Source organism: Paenarthrobacter sp. 2TAF44, from assembly GCF_052114885.1.
Classification (GTDB): Bacteria; Actinomycetota; Actinomycetes; order Actinomycetales; family Micrococcaceae; genus Arthrobacter.
In genome coordinates this window covers 1-19,069 of the sequence record NZ_JBFRFP010000005.1, presented here as the reverse complement: position 1 = coordinate 19,069, position 19,069 = coordinate 1, and the positions used below count along the sequence as shown (strand labels likewise).

The 19,069-nt window shown below is 62.6% G+C and carries 19 protein-coding genes; 10 read left to right on the top strand and 9 right to left on the bottom strand.

Features of this window, described 5'->3' with window-relative positions; translation table 11 throughout:
* Positions 1–34: 34 nt before the first annotated feature.
* Entirely contained in the window at positions 35–475 is a 441-nt protein-coding gene (locus AB4Z15_RS06910; protein WP_442016682.1) for a DoxX family protein, read from the bottom strand.
* Between the two features lie 92 nt (positions 476–567).
* Between AB4Z15_RS06910 and AB4Z15_RS06905 the strand changes: the two genes are divergently transcribed.
* Positions 568–1,668 carry an FAD-dependent oxidoreductase gene (locus AB4Z15_RS06905; RefSeq protein ID WP_442016681.1) on the top strand — a complete coding sequence of 367 codons (1,101 nt, stop codon included), beginning with the start codon at positions 568–570 and terminating at the stop codon, positions 1,666–1,668.
* A 70-nt stretch (positions 1,669–1,738) separates the two neighbouring features.
* Here AB4Z15_RS06905 and AB4Z15_RS06900 read toward each other — a convergent pair whose 3' ends face one another.
* On the bottom strand, positions 1,739–3,958 hold the full coding sequence (locus tag AB4Z15_RS06900) for an NADP-dependent isocitrate dehydrogenase (protein WP_442016680.1): 2,220 nt from the start codon (positions 3,956–3,958) through the stop codon (positions 1,739–1,741).
* A 321-nt stretch (positions 3,959–4,279) separates the two neighbouring features.
* Here AB4Z15_RS06900 and AB4Z15_RS06895 point away from each other — a divergent pair, with 321 nt between their 5' ends.
* Complete coding sequence (locus AB4Z15_RS06895) at positions 4,280–5,281, top strand: trypsin-like serine peptidase (protein ID WP_442016679.1); 1,002 nt, start codon at positions 4,280–4,282, stop codon at positions 5,279–5,281.
* Positions 5,282–5,441: 160 nt separating this feature from the next.
* Here the strand turns inward: AB4Z15_RS06895 and purH are convergent, their stop codons facing one another.
* The gene (gene purH, locus AB4Z15_RS06890) at positions 5,442–7,112 is read right to left on the bottom strand and encodes a bifunctional phosphoribosylaminoimidazolecarboxamide formyltransferase/IMP cyclohydrolase (protein ID WP_442016678.1); all 1,671 of its coding nucleotides are present in this window, start codon (positions 7,110–7,112) and stop codon (positions 5,442–5,444) included.
* Positions 7,113–7,231: 119 nt separating this feature from the next.
* Between purH and AB4Z15_RS06885 the strand changes: the two genes are divergently transcribed.
* Genes AB4Z15_RS06885 through AB4Z15_RS06875 form a run of 3 tightly spaced genes read left to right on the top strand, consistent with a single transcriptional unit; the run spans position 7,232 to position 10,517 of the window.
* Entirely contained in the window at positions 7,232–8,179 is a 948-nt protein-coding gene (locus AB4Z15_RS06885; protein ID WP_442016677.1) for an N-acetylglucosamine kinase, read from the top strand.
* Positions 8,154–9,113 (top strand): N-acetylmuramic acid 6-phosphate etherase, encoded by a 960-nt coding sequence (gene murQ, locus AB4Z15_RS06880; RefSeq protein ID WP_442016676.1) that lies wholly within the window; start codon positions 8,154–8,156, stop codon positions 9,111–9,113. Before AB4Z15_RS06885 ends, murQ begins: the two co-directional genes overlap by 26 nt.
* Before the next feature lie 51 nt (positions 9,114–9,164).
* On the top strand, positions 9,165–10,517 hold the full coding sequence (locus AB4Z15_RS06875) for an MFS transporter (protein ID WP_442016675.1): 1,353 nt from the start codon (positions 9,165–9,167) through the stop codon (positions 10,515–10,517).
* A gap of 71 nt (positions 10,518–10,588) precedes the next feature.
* On the opposite strand, the gene AB4Z15_RS06870 is transcribed toward AB4Z15_RS06875, so the two are convergent.
* Both AB4Z15_RS06870 and purN read right to left on the bottom strand, forming a co-directional pair.
* Positions 10,589–11,524: a hypothetical protein gene (locus tag AB4Z15_RS06870; RefSeq protein ID WP_442016674.1), complete on the bottom strand. Its 936-nt coding sequence runs from the start codon at positions 11,522–11,524 to the stop codon at positions 10,589–10,591.
* 138 nt (positions 11,525–11,662) lie between these two features.
* Positions 11,663–12,232 (bottom strand): phosphoribosylglycinamide formyltransferase, encoded by a 570-nt coding sequence (gene purN / locus AB4Z15_RS06865; RefSeq protein WP_442016673.1) that lies wholly within the window; start codon positions 12,230–12,232, stop codon positions 11,663–11,665.
* Positions 12,233–12,243: 11 nt separating this feature from the next.
* On the opposite strand from purN, the gene AB4Z15_RS06860 reads away from it, so the two are divergent.
* Complete coding sequence (locus AB4Z15_RS06860) at positions 12,244–12,693, top strand: hypothetical protein (protein WP_442002578.1); 450 nt, start codon at positions 12,244–12,246, stop codon at positions 12,691–12,693.
* Positions 12,694–12,702: 9 nt separating this feature from the next.
* Here the strand turns inward: AB4Z15_RS06860 and AB4Z15_RS06855 are convergent, their stop codons facing one another.
* Entirely contained in the window at positions 12,703–14,034 is a 1,332-nt protein-coding gene (locus AB4Z15_RS06855) for a cell division protein PerM (protein ID WP_442016672.1), read from the bottom strand.
* A 130-nt stretch (positions 14,035–14,164) separates the two neighbouring features.
* Here AB4Z15_RS06855 and AB4Z15_RS06850 point away from each other — a divergent pair, with 130 nt between their 5' ends.
* The 3 genes from AB4Z15_RS06850 to AB4Z15_RS06840 all read left to right on the top strand — a co-directional run bounded on the left by AB4Z15_RS06850 (position 14,165) and on the right by AB4Z15_RS06840 (position 16,667).
* Positions 14,165–14,638, top strand: a complete 474-nt coding sequence (locus AB4Z15_RS06850; protein WP_442016671.1) for a DUF4383 domain-containing protein — start codon at positions 14,165–14,167, stop codon at positions 14,636–14,638.
* Positions 14,639–14,950: 312 nt separating this feature from the next.
* Positions 14,951–16,435, top strand: a complete 1,485-nt coding sequence (locus AB4Z15_RS06845; protein ID WP_442016670.1) for a flotillin family protein — start codon at positions 14,951–14,953, stop codon at positions 16,433–16,435.
* A complete protein-coding gene (locus tag AB4Z15_RS06840) occupies positions 16,428–16,667 on the top strand; it encodes a hypothetical protein (protein WP_442016669.1) in 240 nt (79 codons plus the stop codon). The genes AB4Z15_RS06845 and AB4Z15_RS06840 overlap by 8 nt, the downstream gene beginning before the upstream one ends.
* Before the next feature lie 31 nt (positions 16,668–16,698).
* Here the strand turns inward: AB4Z15_RS06840 and AB4Z15_RS06835 are convergent, their stop codons facing one another.
* The 3 genes from AB4Z15_RS06835 to AB4Z15_RS06825 form a co-directional block, all read right to left on the bottom strand.
* A complete protein-coding gene (locus tag AB4Z15_RS06835; protein WP_442016668.1) occupies positions 16,699–17,076 on the bottom strand; it encodes a hypothetical protein in 378 nt (125 codons plus the stop codon).
* The gene (locus tag AB4Z15_RS06830; RefSeq protein WP_442016667.1) at positions 17,073–17,516 is read right to left on the bottom strand and encodes a J domain-containing protein; all 444 of its coding nucleotides are present in this window, start codon (positions 17,514–17,516) and stop codon (positions 17,073–17,075) included. Before AB4Z15_RS06830 ends, AB4Z15_RS06835 begins: the two co-directional genes overlap by 4 nt.
* A 230-nt stretch (positions 17,517–17,746) precedes the next feature.
* Positions 17,747–18,169, bottom strand: coding sequence for an Hsp20/alpha crystallin family protein (locus AB4Z15_RS06825; protein ID WP_431118929.1), 423 nt, complete (start codon positions 18,167–18,169; stop codon positions 17,747–17,749).
* A 142-nt stretch (positions 18,170–18,311) separates the two neighbouring features.
* On the opposite strand from AB4Z15_RS06825, the gene AB4Z15_RS06820 reads away from it, so the two are divergent.
* The gene (locus AB4Z15_RS06820) at positions 18,312–18,785 is read left to right on the top strand and encodes a MerR family transcriptional regulator (protein WP_442016666.1); all 474 of its coding nucleotides are present in this window, start codon (positions 18,312–18,314) and stop codon (positions 18,783–18,785) included.
* Positions 18,786–19,069 lie beyond the last annotated feature (284 nt).

The following is a 19,069-nucleotide window of genomic DNA, read 5'->3' as shown; positions in this document are numbered from 1 at the left end:
GTGAGTGCCGCCGTCGGGAGTTAACCCGGCTGTATTAACGCCTCTGGCCCATCGGCTGCCTGGCCAGCTTCCGATCCAGTGACCACGCGCCGGGACCCAGGAACACAAACGCCACGGAAATGGCAACGTAGATGATCAAAAGCTCCGCCGTGACCCCGGACTTGTCCGTGAGCAGCGGTTTGCCTGCTTCCGTCACGAACCAAATGCCGGCGAACATGATTGCCGCAAGGAAGCCGGCCACCCTGGTCAAAGCGCCGAGGACCAGGAGCAGTCCCAATCCGATTTCGCCTGCGATAACCAGCCAGGCGACGATCTCGGGCTTCTGCACCCCCATGGCAGCAACCGAGGCAGCAAAGGCGGCGTGTCCGGCCATGAACTTTTGGATGCCGTGCACCATGATCAGTGCGCCAAACACCACGCGCAGGATCGTGACACCGCGGGCAGAGGACTTGGGAGACGGGTGAAGGAATTTCACCCGTCCCAATCTTCCATGCCTTCCCACCAAGTGCCAACCCAACCAGGGGGCAGAATGGAACCTGATAGTGGGCCAAGGTGGATGGAGCAGGCATGGTGGACGTCGTAGTTGTTGGCGGAGGAGCAATGGGATCGGCCGCCGCGTGGCAGTTGGCCCGGAGCGGTAAGTCCGTGGTCCTGTTGGAGCAGTTCGAGGCCGGTCACCACATCGGGGCTTCCCACGGCGCCACCCGCAACTTCAACACCGCCTACGCCGAGGCCGACTACCTGGACCTTCTCGCCGAAGCCAAGACCCTCTGGGATGAGCTTGCTGCGGAAACCGGGGCGCCGCTGCTGGACTTGGTGGGGCTGGCGAACCACGGCAACGTCGAGCGACTCCTGACCGTCCGGGCAGCCCACCAGGAGCGCGGAATAGAGAGCTACTTCATCTCAGCGGACGAGGCGATGGACCGGTGGCAAGGCATGAACTTCGCCACCGATGTGCTTTTCGTTCCGGGCTCTGGACGCATCCGTTCGGCCAACGCGCTGGTGGCACTTCGAAAGGCAGCCGAGTCCCATGGCGCCATCTTCAAATACTCGACGCCGGTCCACGACATCCGCATCGACGGCGCCGAAACCGTGGTGGTGGTGACGGAGGAGACCGAGTACACAGCCAACCGCGTGGTAGTCGCCGCCGGCGCGTGGACCAACAAGCTGCTCGGTGAACACGCGAAGCTACCTCCGTTGGTCGTCACGCAGGAGCAGCCCGCGCACTTCACCCCCGTGGACAACACGCTGGTGTGGCCAAGCTTCAACCACAGCCCGGACGTGGATGATCCGGCGTATGAGTACTGGTACAGCCCCGTTTACGGGATGCTCACACCAGGCGAAGGCGTGAAAGCTGGCTGGCATGGGGTCGGCCCCGTCATGGACCCGGACGAGCGCACCTTCCAGCCCATACCCGAGCAGCTCGATGCCTTGGTGCGATACGCGCAGGAGTGGCTTCCCGGCGTCGACCCTTCAACCGCGGTTCCCATCAGCTGCACCTACACCACCACGCCCACGGAGGACTTCGTGCTGGATCGCTTTGGACCGCTGGTGGTGGGCGCAGGCTTCTCCGGGCATGGATTCAAGTTCACACCCGCAATTGGCCGGGTGCTGAAAGACATCGTCGACGGCGGCGTGGCACCTCAGCGGTTCCTGGCCGACCGTTAAACAGCAACTGACCCGCAGTTGTGGTTGTTATGAGCTCTCAAAACAACCACAACTGCGAGTCAGTTGGGAACTAGCTCAGGGTCGCGACGACCTTGTTGAACGTAGCCGACGGGCGCATGATTTCAGCGGCCTTGGCAGCATCCGGACGGTAGTAGCCGCCCAGATCGACGCCGGGACCCTGGACTGCGTTCAGCTCGCCGACGATGACTTCCTCGTTGGAGGTCAGGGCGTCAGCGATGGCAGCGAAGTCCTTGGCAAGCTCTGCATCCTCAGTCTGCTTGGCCAGTTCCTGTGCCCAGTACATGGCCAGGTAGAAGTGGCTTCCACGGTTGTCCAGCTCGCCAACACTGCGGCGCGGGGACTTGTTTTCGAGCAGGAACGTACCCGTGGCGCGGTCCAGTGTGTCGGCAAGGACCTGGGCGCGGGCGTTGCCAGTGGTGGTGGCGAGGTGCTCGAAGCTAACTGCCAGGGCAAGGAATTCACCCAGGCTGTCCCAGCGGAGATGGTTTTCCTTGATCAGCTGCTGGACGTGCTTGGGAGCGGATCCGCCGGCGCCGGTCTCGAAGAGGCCACCACCGTTGATCAACGGAACGATCGAAAGCATCTTGGCGCTGGTGCCGAGCTCAAGAATCGGGAACAGGTCCGTGAGGTAGTCGCGGAGGACGTTACCGGTGACGGATATGGTGTCCTCGCCCTTGCGGATGCGATCCAGGGTGAAGGCTGTGGCCTCCTCCGGGGACATGATCTCGATCTGCAGGCCCTCGGTGTCGTGGTCCTTGAGGTACTCGTTGACCTTGGCGATGAGGTTGGCGTCATGCGCGCGGCCCTTGTCCAGCCAGAAAACGGTCGGGGTCTGGGAAGCGCGGGCGCGGTTGACGGCAAGCTTGACCCAGTCGCGGACGGGGACATCCTTGGTCTGGCATGCCCGCCAGATGTCGCCCGGGGAAACCTGGTGCTCAGTGAGGACGTTGCCCTTGCTGTCCACCAGTTGCATGGTGCCGGCTGCCTGGACTTCGAAGGTTTTGTCGTGGCTGCCGTATTCCTCGGCTGCCTGTGCCATGAGGCCCACGTTGGGAACGGTGCCCATGGTGGTGGGATCGAACGCGCCGTTCGCACGGCAGTCGTCCAGGACAACCTGGTAGACGCCGGCGTAGGAGCTGTCCGGGATGACAGCGAGGGTGTCTGCTTCCTTGCCGTCCGGGCCCCACATGTGGCCGGAGGAGCGGATCATGGCCGGCATGGAGGCGTCGACGATGATGTCCGACGGAACGTGCAGGCTCGTGATGCCCTTGTCCGAGTCAACCATTGCCAATGCAGGACCGTCTTCGAGGCCCTTGGTGATGGCTGCCTTAACGCCTTCGCGGACGTCTTCCGGCAGGTCTTCAAGGCCGCTGAGGATGGCTGCGAGGCCGTTGTTCGGGCTGATGCCTGCGGCTGCGAGCTGCTTGCCATAAGTATCGAACAGCTCGGAGAAGTAAGCCTTGACCACGTGGCCGAAGATGATGGGGTCCGAGACCTTCATCATGGTGGCCTTCAGGTGTGCGGAGAAGAGGATGCCCTCTTCCTTGGCACGGGCAACCTGGGCCTTGAGGAACTCGTCCAGGGCGTCTGCGCGCAGGACGGTAGCGTCCACAACTTCGCCGGCCAGGACGGGGAAATCCTTCTTGAGGACCTTGGTGGTGCCGTCTTCGCGGACCAGCTGGATGGTGAGGGAATCGTCACCCTTGAGCACAACGGACTTCTCATTGGAGCGGAAATCGTTCTGGCCCATGGTGGCAACGTTGGTCTTGGAATCGGCAGACCAGGCACCCATGGAGTGCGGGTTCTGACGGGCGTAATTCTTTACCGACAGGGGTGCGCGGCGGTCAGAGTTGCCTTCGCGCAGCACCGGGTTCACAGCGGAACCCTTGATCTTGTCGTAGCGCGAGCGGATATCCGTCTCGGTGTCCGAGGAGGGGTTGTCCGGGTAGTCCGGGAGCGCGAAGCCCTGGGACTGGAGCTCAGCGATGGCAGCCTTGAGCTGCGGCACGGAGGCGCTGATGTTGGGCAGCTTGATGATGTTGGCTTCCGGCTGCTTTGCCAGGTCGCCAAGTTCAGCCAGGGCGTTGCCCGTGCGCTGCTCTTCAGTCAGGAAATCGCCGAAAACGGCGATGATGCGGCCTGCCAGCGAAATATCGCGGGTCTCGACCTCCACACCTGCGGTCGAGGCATACGCTTCCACAATCGGCAGGAATGAGTAGGTAGCCAGCATCGGCGCTTCGTCTGTGTGGGTATAGATAATCTTGGCCATTGGCGGGGTTCTCCCTGAAAGTCTGCAGATTTCAACATCTCTAAACTTACCCGAGTAGGCTCGATTGGCCGCCCTTCGTGTCCGGGATCACGTGTTCGTTACCTGTTCAAGAAAGCGATTCACGCCCGACGGCGGCCTTGCCGCCGAAGCTGCCGACCGGCGTCGAGCATTGCTCCTTGGCGTGTGACAAGAAGTGAAAGCAAAATATCACAAAATGTGAAACAAGTCTTTACAAACTTGTCACACGTTGGGTAGCTTCGATTCCGTCAGTCGGCGGTCGCCATCACTGGCCGCCCCACTCCCTCGATAGGTTGGAACAACGTGACAAAAACCAAGACCCTGGCCACAAGCCTGCTGAGTCTGTCCGCTGCCGCAATCCTTGCCCTGGTTGGAACCACCAGCGCCAATGCGGCTCCGGTTAACACCACAGACCCCAGCGGCGTTGCGGTCAGCAGCCATGTAGCGTCGGACAACGGCGCCGCAGACTACTGGACCCCGGAACGCATGAAGAACGCCAAGTCCGGCGACATCCTCGCCACCAAGGCACTGGACCGCGGCCGGCTCCTCAACCTCGGAAAAGCCCCGGTCATCGAAGCCCCGGGCGTCCTTAAGAGCGTCGAAGGCCAGCAGGCGTCCACCGACTCCAAGGCCATCAACCTCAAGGTCAACCAGAGCGAAACGCCCGTCAAGCATATCGGCAAGATCTTCTTCACACTGGGCGGCTCAAATTACGTTTGCTCCGGCAACTCCGTCACGGCAGCCAACAAGAGCACCGTCTCCACTGCAGGCCACTGCGTCAACGAAGGACCAGGCGCCTACGCCACCAACTTCGTCTTCGTACCCGCCTACCTCAACGGGTCCGCACCCTACGGCAAGTGGACAGCAAGGGCGCTGTACTCCCCCACCCAATGGGCATCCAACGGCAACATGCAGTACGACACCGCCTTCGCCGTCATGAACACCCTCAATGGCCAGCGACTTGCGGATGTCGTAGGCTCCTCCGGTGTCCAGTTCAACGCCGCCCGAGGCCTAAGCTACAAGTCCTTCGGCTACCCGGCAGCCCCTCCGTTCAACGGCGAATCGCTCAAGAGCTGCTCCGGCACCGCCACCAACGATCCCTACAACCCGCAGTTCGCCACCCAGGGCATCCCCTGCAACATGACCGGTGGATCCTCAGGTGGTCCGTGGTTCATCGGTAACAGCTCCGCCGGCTACCAGAACTCGATCAACAGCTACGGCTACGGCAGCAACTCCAACACCATGTACGGCCCGTACTGGGGCTCCGTCATCCAGTCCACCTACACCACGGCGGCGGCTTCGTAACGGTCCTGATTTTTCTGGCACGTCCCTGTTAAGTGCGTGCTAACGACGACGGCGGCCGCTCCCTACCGGGGGCGGCCGCCGTTGTGTTCCTACTGCGGATGGGCCCACGCCGCCCGGGTTCCCTGGCCGAAGCGCAGCGAGGTTAGGGCGGCGGTGGGGACTAGTGGAAGAAGTGGCGTGCGCCCGTGAAGTACATTGTGATGCCGGCAGCGTTGGCTGCGGCAATGACTTCCTCGTCGCGGACAGAGCCGCCGGGCTGGACAACGGCCCGGACACCGGCGTCGATCAGGATCTGCAGGCCATCAGCGAACGGGAAGAAAGCGTCCGATGCTGCCACGGCGCCGCGTGCACGCTCAGGTGCGTCGCCGCCGCTGGCGTTGGAGGCACCGCCGGCACCTTCGACGTCGGACTCCACCTGCACGCCAAGCGTGTTGGCGCGCTCGACGGCAAGGCGGCAGGAGTCCAGGCGGTTGACCTGACCCATACCGATGCCGACTGCGGCGCCGTGATCTGCGATCAGGATGGCGTTGGACTTGGCGGCGCGGCAAGCGGTCCAGGCGAAGGCGAGGTCCGCGAGCGTCTTATCGTCGGCAGCTTTACCTGCGGCGAGGGTCCAGTTGGCGGGGTTGTCGCCGTCGGCGTCCACCTTGTCGCTCATCTGGACCAGGACGCCGCCGGAGACCTGGCGCATCTCGGAGGGGTAGCGGCCGTAGCCTTCCGGGAGCGCGAGGAGGCGGATGTTCTTCTTCTTGGAGAGGATCTCTACGGCTTCGGGCTCGAAGTCCGGAGCGATGACAACCTCGGTGAAGATGTCGGCAACCGTTCGGGCCATGCCGGCAGTCACCGTGCGGTTGGCGGCGATCACGCCACCGAATGCGGAAACGGGGTCGCAAGCATGGGCTTTGGCGTGAGCATCTGCGATCGGGTCAGCAGACTCGGCGGAACCGACAGCAACGCCACACGGGTTGGCGTGCTTGATGATGGCGACGGCAGGCTCGGAGAAGTCGAACGCGGCGCGGAGGGCGGCATCGGCGTCGACGAAGTTGTTGTAGCTCATGGCCTTGCCGTGCAGCTGGTCAGCCTGGGCGATGCCGGCCGGAGCAGCCTTGTCCACGTACAGCGCCGCCTGCTGGTGCGGGTTTTCGCCGTAGCGAAGGACCTCGGAACGCTCAAGCGACAGGCCGGCGTACGCAGGCCAGTCGATGATGCCGTCGCCGTCTTCATCCAGGAACTGGCTGGCGGTCCAGGTTGCCACGGCATTGTCGTAGCTGGCCGTGTGTGCGAAGGCCTTGGCGGCCAGGCGGCGACGGGTGTTGAGGTCGAAGCCGCCTTGTTGTGCGGCGGCAACTACTGCGCCGTAGAAGTTGGGGTCCGTGACGATGGCGACGGCGGCGTGGTTCTTCGCAGCCGAACGCACCATGGCGGGGCCTCCGATGTCGATCTGCTCAACCACATCGTCCTGTGCTGCGCCGGACTTCACCGTCTCGACGAACGGGTACAGGTTCACCACGACGAGGTCGAACGTCTCGATTTCCATACCGGCGAGGGTGTCCATGTGCGCCGGGACGCGACGGTCGGCCAGGATGCCGCCGTGCACGCGGGGGTGCAGGGTCTTGACGCGGCCGTCCAACATTTCCGGGGAGCCGGTGACTTCTTCGACTTCCTTGACCGGGATGCCTGCGGCGGCGATCTTCTTGGCGGTGGAGCCGGTGGAAACGATTGCGACGCCGGCTGCGTGCAGGCCCTTCGCGAGCTCCTCCAGTCCCGTCTTGTCGTAAACCGAGATCAGTGCACGGCGGATGGGAACACGGTCAAGCTGCGTCAAGCTCACAAAAGTCTCCGTCTTAGTTCGCGTAGATGTCGCGGGTGGTGTCGCGGGCGTGGGGATACGGAGAGTTTATCGTGTTTCGCTGGCGCGCTGGTTTCGGCCCCACAACATAGGGTTGATCCATGGAAGCCACCGATGTCGTTCTCGCCGCCGATCTAGGGAAGAGCCGTTGCCGAGTGGAACTGCGCAGGGGCACCGAACTATTGGGCTCAGCCGACCAGCACGGGTTTCCCGGAGTACACATGGACAACGGCCCCACCATCGCTTTCGACCTCCTGCTTGAGACGGTCTCGATGCTCCCCCAGGGCCTCCCTGTCAGCACGCTGACGGGGATCGGCGCAGCAGTTGCCGGCGTTGAGGCTTCTGCGGAGAAGTCCCGCGAGCTCGCCACCATGTTGGCCCAACGTTTCGGCGTCCCCGCAGCAGTGCTTTCGGACGCTACCGCAGCCCAACTCGGAGCCCTCCAGGGCGCGCCGGGCACCACGCTGATCGTGGGCACGGGTGCAGTTGCCTTCCGTTTCGACGAAGCCGGGATCCTTCATCGTGCCGACGGTTGGGGACCCTATCTTGGCGATCGTGGCAGCGGCCGATGGATCGGCCAGCGAGGGCTTCAGGCAGTTTTGGAAGCGCACGACGGCGGCCCGGCCACGTCGCTTTCGGCTGCGGCAGGGGCTCTGGTTGACTCCCCCGAAATGCTCCCGGGCTGGCTCGCATCCGTCGAAAACCCTTACCGGGCAATGGCCCGATTCGCGCCGCTGGTTCTGCACGTAGCGGAGGCGGGTGACGCCGTCGCGAATGTCATTGTGGACGAGGCCTGCCGCATCCTGACCAAGACGGTGCAGCTGGCTGCGGGTGACGATTCGTCCGGCTCACGCCGTGTTGCTTTGCTGGGTGGAGTGGTCAGCTCCGGGTTCTTCGCGGAGCTCTTGCGGAAGTCCCTTGCTTCGGCTGGGATTGAGGTGGTGGCCCCGTTGGGCGATGGCTTGGACGGTGCTGCCCTCGCTGCGACGCGCCGCGGGCTCATCCAGGAAAGGTACATCCACCGTGACGGAACAAACTGGCCCGACTAGCCCCACTGACGCGGACAGGCTCGCGGGCCTGCGCACGGAACTCGCCGGGCTGGAGACCGAAGCCGCGGCTGAGAACCTGAGCGAGCTGGACATCCTGGGCACGGAGGAACTCGTCGCGGCAATGCTTGCCCACAGTGCAGGAGTCCACGCTGCGGTTAAGGCGGCGTGCCCTGCGATTGTGCAAACGGTCGACGCCGTTGCGGAGCGACTCCAGCGCGGGGGTCGCCTTCTTTATGTGGGGGCTGGAACGGCCGGGCGTCTGGGTGTGCTCGACGCGAGCGAGTGCCCGCCGACGTTCGGCACCCCGCCGGGACTCGTCGTCGGACTTATCGCAGGGGGCGTCCAGGCGATCCAGAAGCCGGTGGAATATGCCGAGGATAACGCGACCGCGGGCGCGCGCGACCTGCACGATATTAACGTGACGGAAGCGGACGCCGTCGTGGGTATTACTGCGTCCGGCCGAACGCCTTACGTGATCGGCGCGCTGGAAGAGGCCCGGAAGAAAGGGGCGTTCACGGCGTCGCTGGCGTGTAATAAGGGCTCGGCCGTCAGCCATCTGGCGGACGTGGCGATTGAGGTGGTTGTGGGACCGGAGTTCATTGCGGGCTCCACCAGGCTGAACTCCGGGACTGCGCAGAAACTTGTCCTCAACATGATCAGCACCCTCGTGATGGTGAAGCTCGGCAAGACGTACGGGAACCTGATGGTTGACCTGCGCGCGACCAACGAGAAACTCCTGGCCCGCTCGCAACGAACAGTGCAGCACGCGACTGGCGTGGACGCGCATCAAGCCGTAGCCGCATTGGACTCGGTCAACGGCTCTGTAAAAGCGGCCATCCTGGTGCTGCTGACCGGCATCGAACCAGCTCAGGCCAAGAGTGCTTTGGAAGAAGCCGGCGGTTTCCTGCGGAGGGCGATCGAAAACCAGAAGTAATCCGAACGGCGGTGTTGGCCCGAGCGCATAAAGTTGCATGCAGGAGGGCAGATGAATACATACACAGCCGTGCCCAGCGGCGAGCAAGTTGTGCAGGAACTGCCGTGGCGGTGGAAGGTCCAAGGCAGGATCTTCGTGATCGGTGGCCTGGGGTTCATGTTCGATGCGTGGGACGTGACGCTCAACGGCATCCTCATTCCGCTGCTGTCCAAGCATTGGTCACTGCAGCCGGCTGACGCTGCGTGGATCGGCACGGCCAACCTGATCGGCATGGCCGTGGGCGCCTTCGCGTGGGGAACCATCGCCGACACCATCGGGCGCAAGAAGGCATTCACGGCCACCCTCCTGATCTTCAGCATCTTCACCGTGCTGGGCGCCTTCGCCCCTGACATCGTGTGGTTCTGCATCTTCCGCTTCATGGCAGGGTTCGGGCTGGGCGGTTGCATCCCGGTGGACTACGCGTTGGTGGGTGAATTCACGCCGCGCAAGCAGCGGGGCAGGGTCCTCACGGCGATGGATGGCTGGTGGCCCGTGGGCGCGGCGCTTTGTGGCTTCATCTCGGCTGGACTCGTTGCTGCCTTCGGCGACTGGCGGCTCACCATGCTGATTATGGTGTTGCCTGCGCTCCTCGTTTTCTGGGTGCGCCGCAGTGTTCCCGAGTCTCCGTTGTTCCTGATTCGGGCCGGCCGGCGGACTGAGGCAGCAGCCGTGATTGATTCTTTGGTGGAGGCCACCGGCGCTTCACCCCGGGCGTACAGCCTGCCCGAACCCCAAGCCGCACCCAGGCTCTCCCCCGGCAGCGCGTGGGAACAGCTGCGCAGGATCTGGACGTTCAACTGGAAAATCACGACCGCCGCCTGGGCCCTGTTCTTCAGCATCCTGTTGGTCTACTACGTGTCTCTCACCTGGATGCCCCGGATCCTCATTGGTGCCGGTTTCGAGGAATACAAGGCCTTCGTCACCACAGCCGGGATGGCCGCCGTCGGGCTTTTGGGCGTGGTGGCCGCCGCGCTGCTGGTGGAGCGGGTGGGCCGTAAGTGGATCCTCGCCGTCACCGGCCCGCTTTCCGCGCTGACGTTGGTGATCGTCGCGTTTGTAGTGGACGTGCCGCAAGCCGCCGTGTTCTGGCTGCTGGTCTTCGGCTTCGTGGTCCAGGTGGCGATCCCTGTCCTCTACGCCTACGTGTCCGAGCTGTATCCCACGGAACTCCGTGGCTCGGGCTTCGGCTGGGCATCGACATTCTCGCGGGTTGGTGCAGGCTTCGGGCCTTTGGTGTTCGCCTCGTTCTTCTGGCCGGAATTCGGCTTGGCGCAGTCGTTCGCGATGGCCGGCGGGCTGGTCCTGCTCTCGGTTTTGTGGATGGCGTTCTTCGCCCCCGAGACGAAGCAGCGCGTGTTGCAGTAGCGTGCCCCGCTCTCCCCAACTAGGGGACAGCACACGTTGCACTGGGCCCTCAGTGCGACAGGTGCTGTCCCCTACTTGGGCGACCAGCCGCAGGCTTCGAGCGCCCTCCGGACCTTGGCCACAGCGGACCTCGCGTCGTTGGTCATGTGACGCTTGGATATCCTGACCAGGATCCACCCTGCCCGAGTGAAGTCCTCCTCGCGGGCAATATCCCGCACGACCTGCTCCGGATCGGAATGGCCCACGCCCTCGTACTCGACGGCAACGCGCTGCTCGCGATAGGCCAAATCCGGTTGACGCACGACGCCGGCACTCAACTCAGTGGGCACGTTGACTTCAGCTGTGGGCAGGCCAGCCCACTTGAGCGCCAGCCTCAGCCTCGTTTCGGGGGCAGAGTCGGCACCCACGCAGGCTTGTTCCAAAGCGAGGCGGGCCTTGCGAATACCCGGTGTCCCCCAGTGCCGGTCCAGCATTTCTTCAAGCTCATCCATGGTGCAGTACGGCGAACTGCGTCCTTCGAATTTCGGCCTCGGTATACGCAGCAAATGATCCGCAACGACAGTGATCTCGTTGATGTCCATCTTGCGGGCGCAATCGAGCCATGTCCGGGCACGGCTGGTGATGTACATGCCGTCGAGGACTACGATTTCGTCCTCAAAGAACTGGCCCTTATGCCCAACTACACCTCTTCGTCGCGGTCTACCCATGGTGTCCGGTCTTGAAATGTGCACTGCTGGCTCGTGGCTACCCGGCAGGAATCCCGGGAACTCCCACAACAGGAAGGCCGTCGCGTGGGATGCGGCCGAAAATGGTGTTACGAGAGTCAGAGGCCGGACGCGATCCGTCAGACCGGGTCCTTCGATCGAATGGGGAACAAGGATTTGGCGGCTTGGTGAGTCCAAATCTCTGTAGCGTAAACGCCCAACGGTTACGCCGGCGTCGAGGGCTTCCTGCCGGGTGAACGGCTTCGAGGTCAAAGGCTCAGGCAACGGCCGCGGGATCTTCATGAACCCATGCTGGCAAATCTGACGAGGGCGTGTGGAGTTATCCACAACCCATCATGTGCGTCAGGAAACTGAGGGACAGCACTTGTTCCTATGAGTGCTCATTGCGACGTTTGCTGTCCCCTAGTTGGGTGCCGTCCCCTACTTGGGAGCAGCGGCGAGGTTCGCCAGCGTTTGGACCAGCAGGCGGCGCTCCACTACCTTGATGCGCTCGTGGAGGGTTTCCTCGGAATCGTCCGGCAGGACGGACACGGCTTCCTGGGCAATGATGGGTCCTGTGTCCACACCGGCGTCGGCCCAATGAACCGTGCAGCCGGTGACCTTCACGCCGTAAGCCATGGCGTCGCGGACACCGTGGGCGCCAGGGAAGGATGGCAACAGCGCCGGGTGTGTGTTGACGTACTTGCCGTTGAAGGCCTCGATGAACTCGGCGCTCACGATCCGCATGAAACCGGAGGACACCACCACGTCCGGGTTATAAGAAAGGACCTTGTCACGGAGGGCTGCGTCCCATTCGGCGCGGGTTTCGAACGAGTTGAAGTTCACCACGAAGGTCTCAATGCCGGCCTCGTCGGAGCGTTCCACACCGTAGGTATCGGGGCGGTCCGCACCCACAGCGGCGATCTCGACATCCAGTTCACCCGACTTCACGGCGTCGATGACAGCCTGAAGATTGGAACCAGTACCGGACACGAGGACAACAATGCGCATTGCACTAGCTTATGGGCGGCTCGCGTAGGCTGGAAAACATGAATCCCGACGTCCGTCCCAGGCCGAGCCAGCAACCCCGCACCGCCGCGGAAAAGTCCGCTTTCGGCGTGACACAGATCCTGTTCCGCGCTTTCCTTTTGTCGGCTTTGGGATCGTTTTTCGTGTTCTCCCTGAACGTGAACTACGTGTGGTTGAGTGCCATCCTGACGATCGCAGGTTTGGTGCTGGGGATTGTCGTCCTGGTGCGTTCGGTGAAGTACAAGCATCCCCGGCTGGTGTTGTTCGGCACCATCTCAGGACTCGTGGTTTCGGCGGTCATGTGCCTGCTGATTCTGACGTCTGTGCTCTTCTTCAAACAAGTCACCACGTATCAGGATTGCGCTCGCTCAGCCCTGACGGAATCGGCCAAAACGCAGTGCCTCACGCAGCTTGAGGACTCGATGCCGGGTCCGGTCCGCTAACCAACCCGCTCAGGCGTGTTCGTCGTCGAACGCTACTTCGTCAAGGTTCGCCTCGCGCAGCTTTTGGCGGCGTTCCAGCCAGGGCCCCACTGCGTAACCGATCACGACGCCGATGCCCACCTCGGCGGCCAGCCAGACTGCCGTCCACAGCGGGTGGGGTCCGATTTCCGTGAGCCGGCCGATACCGGCAGAACCCCGTGCAACCCATGCGAGTGCACCGCTCAAGACCCCGGCGACAGCGCCGATGAACGCGCCCAGGAACAAGGTGGACGCCGCGGCTGTGAACCAGCGGGCCTTGATTTTGATGGAGAGCCACTCATCGAAGTGGTTTTCGCCTTCGCGGAGGAACCACCAGCCGGCCATGATCCCCGCAACCACGGGGAGGGCGAGAGCCATGGGCCCGGCGTCGAGTTGTCCGGAGGGAAGCCCACCAAAAATGGGGACGGCAGGCAGGGGCCCGACGGCGGTGCCCAGCGGCCCGGCGTGCGAGCCGACGCCAAGCGAGAAGCCAGCCCCGGAAGACCATGCCAAAGCAAAGACCACGAGGTTGGGAAGGAATCCGAGCTGCGCGATCGTGAGGACGGCCCCGCCTAAAGCGCCGGCCTGGAGACCTTCGTAAACCGCGATGATGTCCGTCCAGTGCCAGACGATGTCCACGGCCAACAGCACTGCAGCGAGACAAACAGCGGCCATGGTCGCAACGAATCCGGCTTTCAGCGCTGAGCCGACGTAGGAGCCTGCCCACCGCGAGTGCTGGCTTGTCTTGGCGATCCAGGCGACGGCGTCCACGCCGATGAGCCTGCTCCAGGAGCCGGCCTCGCGTCGGGCGCCGACCACCAGGCCCAGTGCGAACGAGATCAACGGGATGGTCATGGCGAACCACAGGTTAATGACCACTTCGGGTGTGCGACATACGAATCCTGTGGCCGTCCCGAACGCGGCGTATACAACGCAGGCGCCCATGAAGGCCTGCCACAGCTGGTCCGTATAGGAAGCGCGTGCAAGTCGTCGCCCCGCCCGCCATGCAAGGAGGAACGGAATGAGCGTCAGGCCCAGGGGAATCAACGAAAGAAGACCCGTTCCGGGCTGGCCGGCTGTGCCTATGTTGACCTGTGCCAAGGTCAGCGGAACACCGTGGATCAGCAGCCACGCCTGCCCAGCCAGACGCGCCAGGAAGTCCACGTTCCGGTTCTGGAACCCGTCGGTGGCCCACACACCCACCAGCGGAAGCACAACAACGATGGCCGAAATGAAGGCTGCCTGTGCCGCTTCCAAACCACCCTGTAGCCAAAGGGGCATCGGGAGGCCACGGTTTCCGGTCTGATCAGCGCGCAGTTTCATCGTGTCCTATCGTGCCACGGTAGGCGGCGCTCCTTCGGCAGGCGCCCTGTAATACCGCCAATTCCAGCGCTTTTTGCGTGAACCGGTCGTAAAATGGGAGATGTTCGCAAAGGGGTGACTGGAGGAGCACATGAGTACGTCTGCTTCACATGCACGCGGTGTCCACTTTGGACGGCAAGACATCCAGGTTGTTGGCATAGGTGTGGGTGCCGTGCTCGCGCTGGTTGGCGTCCTGGGATTCATTCCGGGCATCACCATGCAGTATTCGGAGCTGCAATTCTTCGGCCCGAACTCTCACGCGATGCTCTTTGGCGTGTTCCAGGTATCCATGCTGCTCAACCTTGTGCAACTGGCCATAGGCGCTACGGGTTGGGCAATGTCCCGCACAGCACACGGTGCACGAAACTTCCTGATGGGCTTCGGCGCCCTGTACATCGTGCTGAGCATCTACGGACTGAGCGTCGGCGTGGACTCGGCAGCCAACTTCCTGTCCCTGAACTCCGTGGACAACTGGTCCCACATGGTGCTGGGCATCCTGATGATCGCCGCCGGTTGGATGTTCGCCCAGTACTTCACAGACGATAAAAAGGCCCGGAAACAATAGAAGCCGGGAACTAGGAGCGGCCAATGAACAGGTGTCACAACTAATAACAGAAAGTCGTACTAGCAGCTGGTGCAGCCACCTACGGATTCTCTCCAAAGGTTGCACCAGCCTTCTTTTGTTAATGCTCGACGGCGGGTGGCTGGGTGGGGTGGGACGGCTCCCGCGGCTTGGCTCGGCGTCGTGGCACAAATGACGCACAAATGTGCTGGACTTCCCTGCTGCAGCCCAACGAGACTGTGTACACGAACAGGCACATGGCCTATGGGGGTCAACGGATGAAGCCGGTTCACATCGTCTGAAGGGACAAGGTCAATGAACGACCTCTCGGCATTTTTCCCCTTGATCGCCGGCATTCTTGGCGTGATCGTTGTCATCGGCTTCGTATGGCTGGCAACAAAGGCGATGTGGAAAGTGGCGGAACCGAACGAGGCCCTGATCATCTCGGGGCTGACCCGCGGCACGCTCGAAAATACCGACGGCATGGATTTCAAGATCGTCACGGGCAAGGGCGCTCTAGTAGTTCCCGGGCTGCAAACAGTCCGGACCCTTGCGCTGACGCTGAATGAAACAGAACTCAAAGTTTCATGTGTGACGTCCCAGGGCATTCAGGTGATTGTGGACGGCGTGGTGATTTACAAGATCGGCGACGCTCCCCCGTTCATCGCGAACGCTGCGCGAAGGTTCCTGGGACAGCAGCCGAAGATGGAGAGCCAGGTCTACAACGTCTTTGAAGGGCATCTCCGTTCGATCATCGGCAGCATGACTGTTGAGGAGATCATCCGCGAGCGCGACAAGCTCGCCTCCCTGGTCCGCAGCGCCAGTGGCGTGGAGATGGAGAAGCTTGGCCTCGTGGTGGATTCCCTGCAGATCAAGGACCTGCAGGACCCGACGGGCTACATCCAGAACCTGGCCAAACCGCACATTGCCCAGGTCAAGATGGAGGCCCGCATCGCCGAGGCAACCCGCAACCGTGAGGCGGCTGAGAAGGAAGCGGAAGCTGCGGCGCTGATTGCTGATGCCCAAAGCCTGTCCGCCATTAAGCAATCTGCAGCGCAGGCGAATGCTGAGCAGGCCCGCGCCAACGCTGCCCAGGCTGGGCCGCTGGCCGATGCCACTGCCCGGCAGCAAGTGGTGGTCCAGGAGACCGAGGTAGCCAAGCTTGAGGCCGACCGCGAAGAGCAAAAGCTGCAAACCACCATCCGCAAGCCTGCCGACGCCAAGGCCTACGCACAGAGGACCGAAGCTGAAGCGAAGAAGGCCGCTGATATCAGTGCTGCTGAGGCCCTCGCGAAGCGGATCGAACTCGACGCTCAGGCAAACGCCCGGCGCGTTGAACTCGAGGCCCAAGCCAATGCGGGAGCTGCGGCGGCAATGGCCGGCGCAACGCGTGTGACCGGTGAGGCCGAGGCAGCTGCAACGACTGCCCGCGGTAATGCGGCAGCATCTGCAGTGAAGGCCAAGGCGTTGGCTGAGGCCGAAGGTATCAAAGCCCGTGGTGAAGCACTGGAGACAAACCAGGAAGCTGTCATCAACCAGCAGATCGCGGAAAACATGCCCGCCATCGTTTCGGCCGCCGCAGAACCTTTCTCGCGCATCGGGCAGCTGACAGTCCTCAATGGCGGCGACGGACTAAACAGCATGGTGGGTGGGATCCTGTCCCAGGTTGGCAGCTTCCTGCCCTCCCTGGCTTCCGCATTGAAGGGGAACGGAGTTAGCCGACCGCCTGCACAGCCAACCCGGCCCACTGCCGTGAAGTCGCCGCCGGCTAAGTCGTCAGATGCGGCCTCAGATGCATAGAGAGGTCAATCGGAGCCTCACGGGAAAGATCGGAAGGGTCACCGGGACCATCGCGCCAGGCACCATTGGCGAGGTCATGCTCCCCTTCCATGGCGGTACCAGCGCGTTTTTTGCCTACCCGTTCGACAAGACGAGCATCTTTCCTGTGGGTGAAAGGGTGCTGGTGATCTATTTCGAACCGCCGCAGACCGTCTACGTGGACGAACTCCCGGATGTGCTGCGGGAATTCTGACCTCGGGCTGGCCCGCAGCGGGTAAGGACCCCTAAGGCTGCGGCCCGTAGATGAATTCCTTCGCGTGATGGACTGCCTTCTTGAAGGCGTCGTTCCGCAGGGAGACCTGCTCTTTGCTCCCGCCCTTGCCAGGTTCGACAAACATCGTGGGCCCTGGACGGAGGATCCAAATATCCCCGGCCGGGGGAAGGTAGAAGACGCCAAAGGACCGGTGTTCGGGATCGTCCGTCCAAATAGGGACCACTGCCACAGCCGCACCAGTGTCGACATTGATCCATTGAGCGCGCGGCATGGGCTGCTCGTGAACTTCCGGATCCAGGAACGGCGCCGTGCCCTTTCCCCAGCGACTCTCGAATCGCTCGTAGAACGCGGGCATCAGATGGCTGTCGTACGAGCGCCAGGCACTCATAGGTATCTCCTTCGGACTTTGGGCGAGGTGAATCCGGGGGTTGTCCTGGGCAGCGGTTCCCAGTGGACCGGGCCGAAGACGAGAGGCTGCTGCTCCTTTTGACTGTCAGCAGCTGGGGACTGCGTTTTATGGATGCGGACCTTTACCGGCTTACCTGTGGAACCAGTCGACCCTGACGAAGCTCTCGACGACGTACCCATACGCCGGCTTCGGTTGTACGCACTGCGCTTCGCCGGATCCGAGAGCACAACATACGCCTGCATGATGGCGTGCAGTTTCTGGAGGTCGGCCGCTTTGGTGGTGTCGCCGTCGTCGGACTTTTTGCGGGTATCCGGGTGGTGGGTACGGAGCAGCGAGCGGTAGGCGTGGGTGATTTCACGGGCTGTCGCGCTGGGAGCCACGTTCAGGATCGCGTAGTGGTCGGGTTGGTTGTTGCTCACTGCTGGTTCCGGATAAGTGCAACGGATTTGGCGATGGCCCCCGGCACGGGCCGGGAGCCATCAATCGGGAGACAACGTCAGGGGCCGCGTTTTCCTCTGCGCAACAAGCGCTGTGGCGTGGCACGAAGCCTGCGCCCTCTTTTCCGATGCTGCGGCCGATCCGAAGCTCCCGGTCTGACGCTCCGCTGGGTTGGCCACCCCCGGGTGGAGCTCCAGCGGAGCAGCTGTGGTTAGGCGTTGATCTCCTGCCGTTGGCTGTTGGACGAGATCTCGATGCGCCGTGGCTTTGCCTTTTCGGCGACGGGGATGCGGAGTGTCAGCACACCTGCGTCGTAGCTTGCCTGGACGCCATCGGTATCCAGGGTGTCACCCAAGATCAACTGCCGGCTAAAGACGCCCTGGGGGCGCTCAGCAGCAATCATCTCGGTATCCTCACCTGCAGGCGACTTCCGTTCTGCCTTGACCGTCAAGACGTTACGCTCGACATCCAGCTCCACCGAGTCAGGGCTTACACCGGGGAGATCAAGTGCAACGATGAATTCCTCGCCCTCCTGCCAAGCATCCATCGGCATGCCTGCAGGGCGTGCTGTTGTGCCAAAAACCTGTTGGGCGAGCCTGTCGAATTCGCGGAACGGGTCTGTGCGCATCAGCATTTGGTTCTCACTCCTTCAGATCTTGATGCGGTTTTGTTGTCGTGCCAGCCTTCCAGTTCTGTGTTGGCTGGTATAGATTTTTTATAGCACCGGTGAGAGAGTGATGCAAGAGGATTTTTCAGAGATTTTTTGAGAGGTTTGCATGGCTGGTGATCGCGACACCGAGCGGCTGGATCACGACGGCGGTGCGCCCCCAGAGGCGGACGGCGCTGGCACCCGTGACACAGCCGACCGGGACGGTCTTGGCCTCTACGCCATCTCCGTCGCGGCCGAACTGGTGGGTACAGGCCAGCAAAACCTCCGCCTGTACGAACGCAAAGGGCTGCTCACCCCGAAAAGGACCGACGGCGGCACCCGCCGCTACAGCGAAACGGACCTCGCGACGCTGCGCAGGATTGGCGCGCTCCTGGACGACGGGCTGAACCTCGCCGGCGTGAAACTGGTGCTCGAGTTGGAAGCCGCGAACCGGGGGCTCACGGAGGACAACCGGGAGCTGACCGAGGACAACCGGGAGCTGACCGAGGACAATCGTGGGCTGAAGGAAGACAACCGCGGACTCAAGGAAGACAACCGCGGGTTGCGGAAGGATCTGAAGCGGGCGCGGGGTGACGCATAAGGCCACTGCTCCAAGGACGGAGCAGCGGCGAACTCTTTGAGTGGTGCGCCGCTGTATCTCGCGGTACACCGATATCCAGGGCAAACGAGTTGCAGTAATCCACCCGCCATTGTGCATTTCACCGTGCGGGTCATACTGCGGTCGTATGGTTTTGTGAGACAGCTTGATGGGAGCTTCAGTTCAGATGACCACGCCCAGAAGAAAATACGATGCGGCTTTCCGTGAGGATGCTGTGCGGCTTGTTTTGTCCACGAACCGGCCGGTGAAACAGGTCGCCGAGGAGA

Coding starts and splice junctions, on each gene's coding strand:
- AB4Z15_RS06905 (WP_442016681.1), top strand. CDS start 568: ATGGTGGACGTCGTAGTTGTTGGCGGAGGAGCAATGGGATCGGCCGCC.
- AB4Z15_RS06900 (WP_442016680.1), bottom strand. CDS start 3,958: ATGGCCAAGATTATCTATACCCACACAGACGAAGCGCCGATGCTGGCT.
- AB4Z15_RS06885 (WP_442016677.1), top strand. CDS start 7,232: ATGGAAGCCACCGATGTCGTTCTCGCCGCCGATCTAGGGAAGAGCCGT.
- AB4Z15_RS06875 (WP_442016675.1), top strand. CDS start 9,165: ATGAATACATACACAGCCGTGCCCAGCGGCGAGCAAGTTGTGCAGGAA.
- AB4Z15_RS06870 (WP_442016674.1), bottom strand. CDS start 11,524: ATGAAGATCCCGCGGCCGTTGCCTGAGCCTTTGACCTCGAAGCCGTTC.
- purN (WP_442016673.1), bottom strand. CDS start 12,232: ATGCGCATTGTTGTCCTCGTGTCCGGTACTGGTTCCAATCTTCAGGCT.
- AB4Z15_RS06860 (WP_442002578.1), top strand. CDS start 12,244: ATGGGCGGCTCGCGTAGGCTGGAAAACATGAATCCCGACGTCCGTCCC.
- AB4Z15_RS06855 (WP_442016672.1), bottom strand. CDS start 14,034: ATGAAACTGCGCGCTGATCAGACCGGAAACCGTGGCCTCCCGATGCCC.
- AB4Z15_RS06850 (WP_442016671.1), top strand. CDS start 14,165: ATGAGTACGTCTGCTTCACATGCACGCGGTGTCCACTTTGGACGGCAA.
- AB4Z15_RS06845 (WP_442016670.1), top strand. CDS start 14,951: ATGAACGACCTCTCGGCATTTTTCCCCTTGATCGCCGGCATTCTTGGC.
- AB4Z15_RS06840 (WP_442016669.1), top strand. CDS start 16,428: ATGCATAGAGAGGTCAATCGGAGCCTCACGGGAAAGATCGGAAGGGTC.
- AB4Z15_RS06835 (WP_442016668.1), bottom strand. CDS start 17,076: ATGAGTGCCTGGCGCTCGTACGACAGCCATCTGATGCCCGCGTTCTAC.
- AB4Z15_RS06825 (WP_431118929.1), bottom strand. CDS start 18,169: ATGCTGATGCGCACAGACCCGTTCCGCGAATTCGACAGGCTCGCCCAA.
- AB4Z15_RS06820 (WP_442016666.1), top strand. CDS start 18,312: ATGGCTGGTGATCGCGACACCGAGCGGCTGGATCACGACGGCGGTGCG.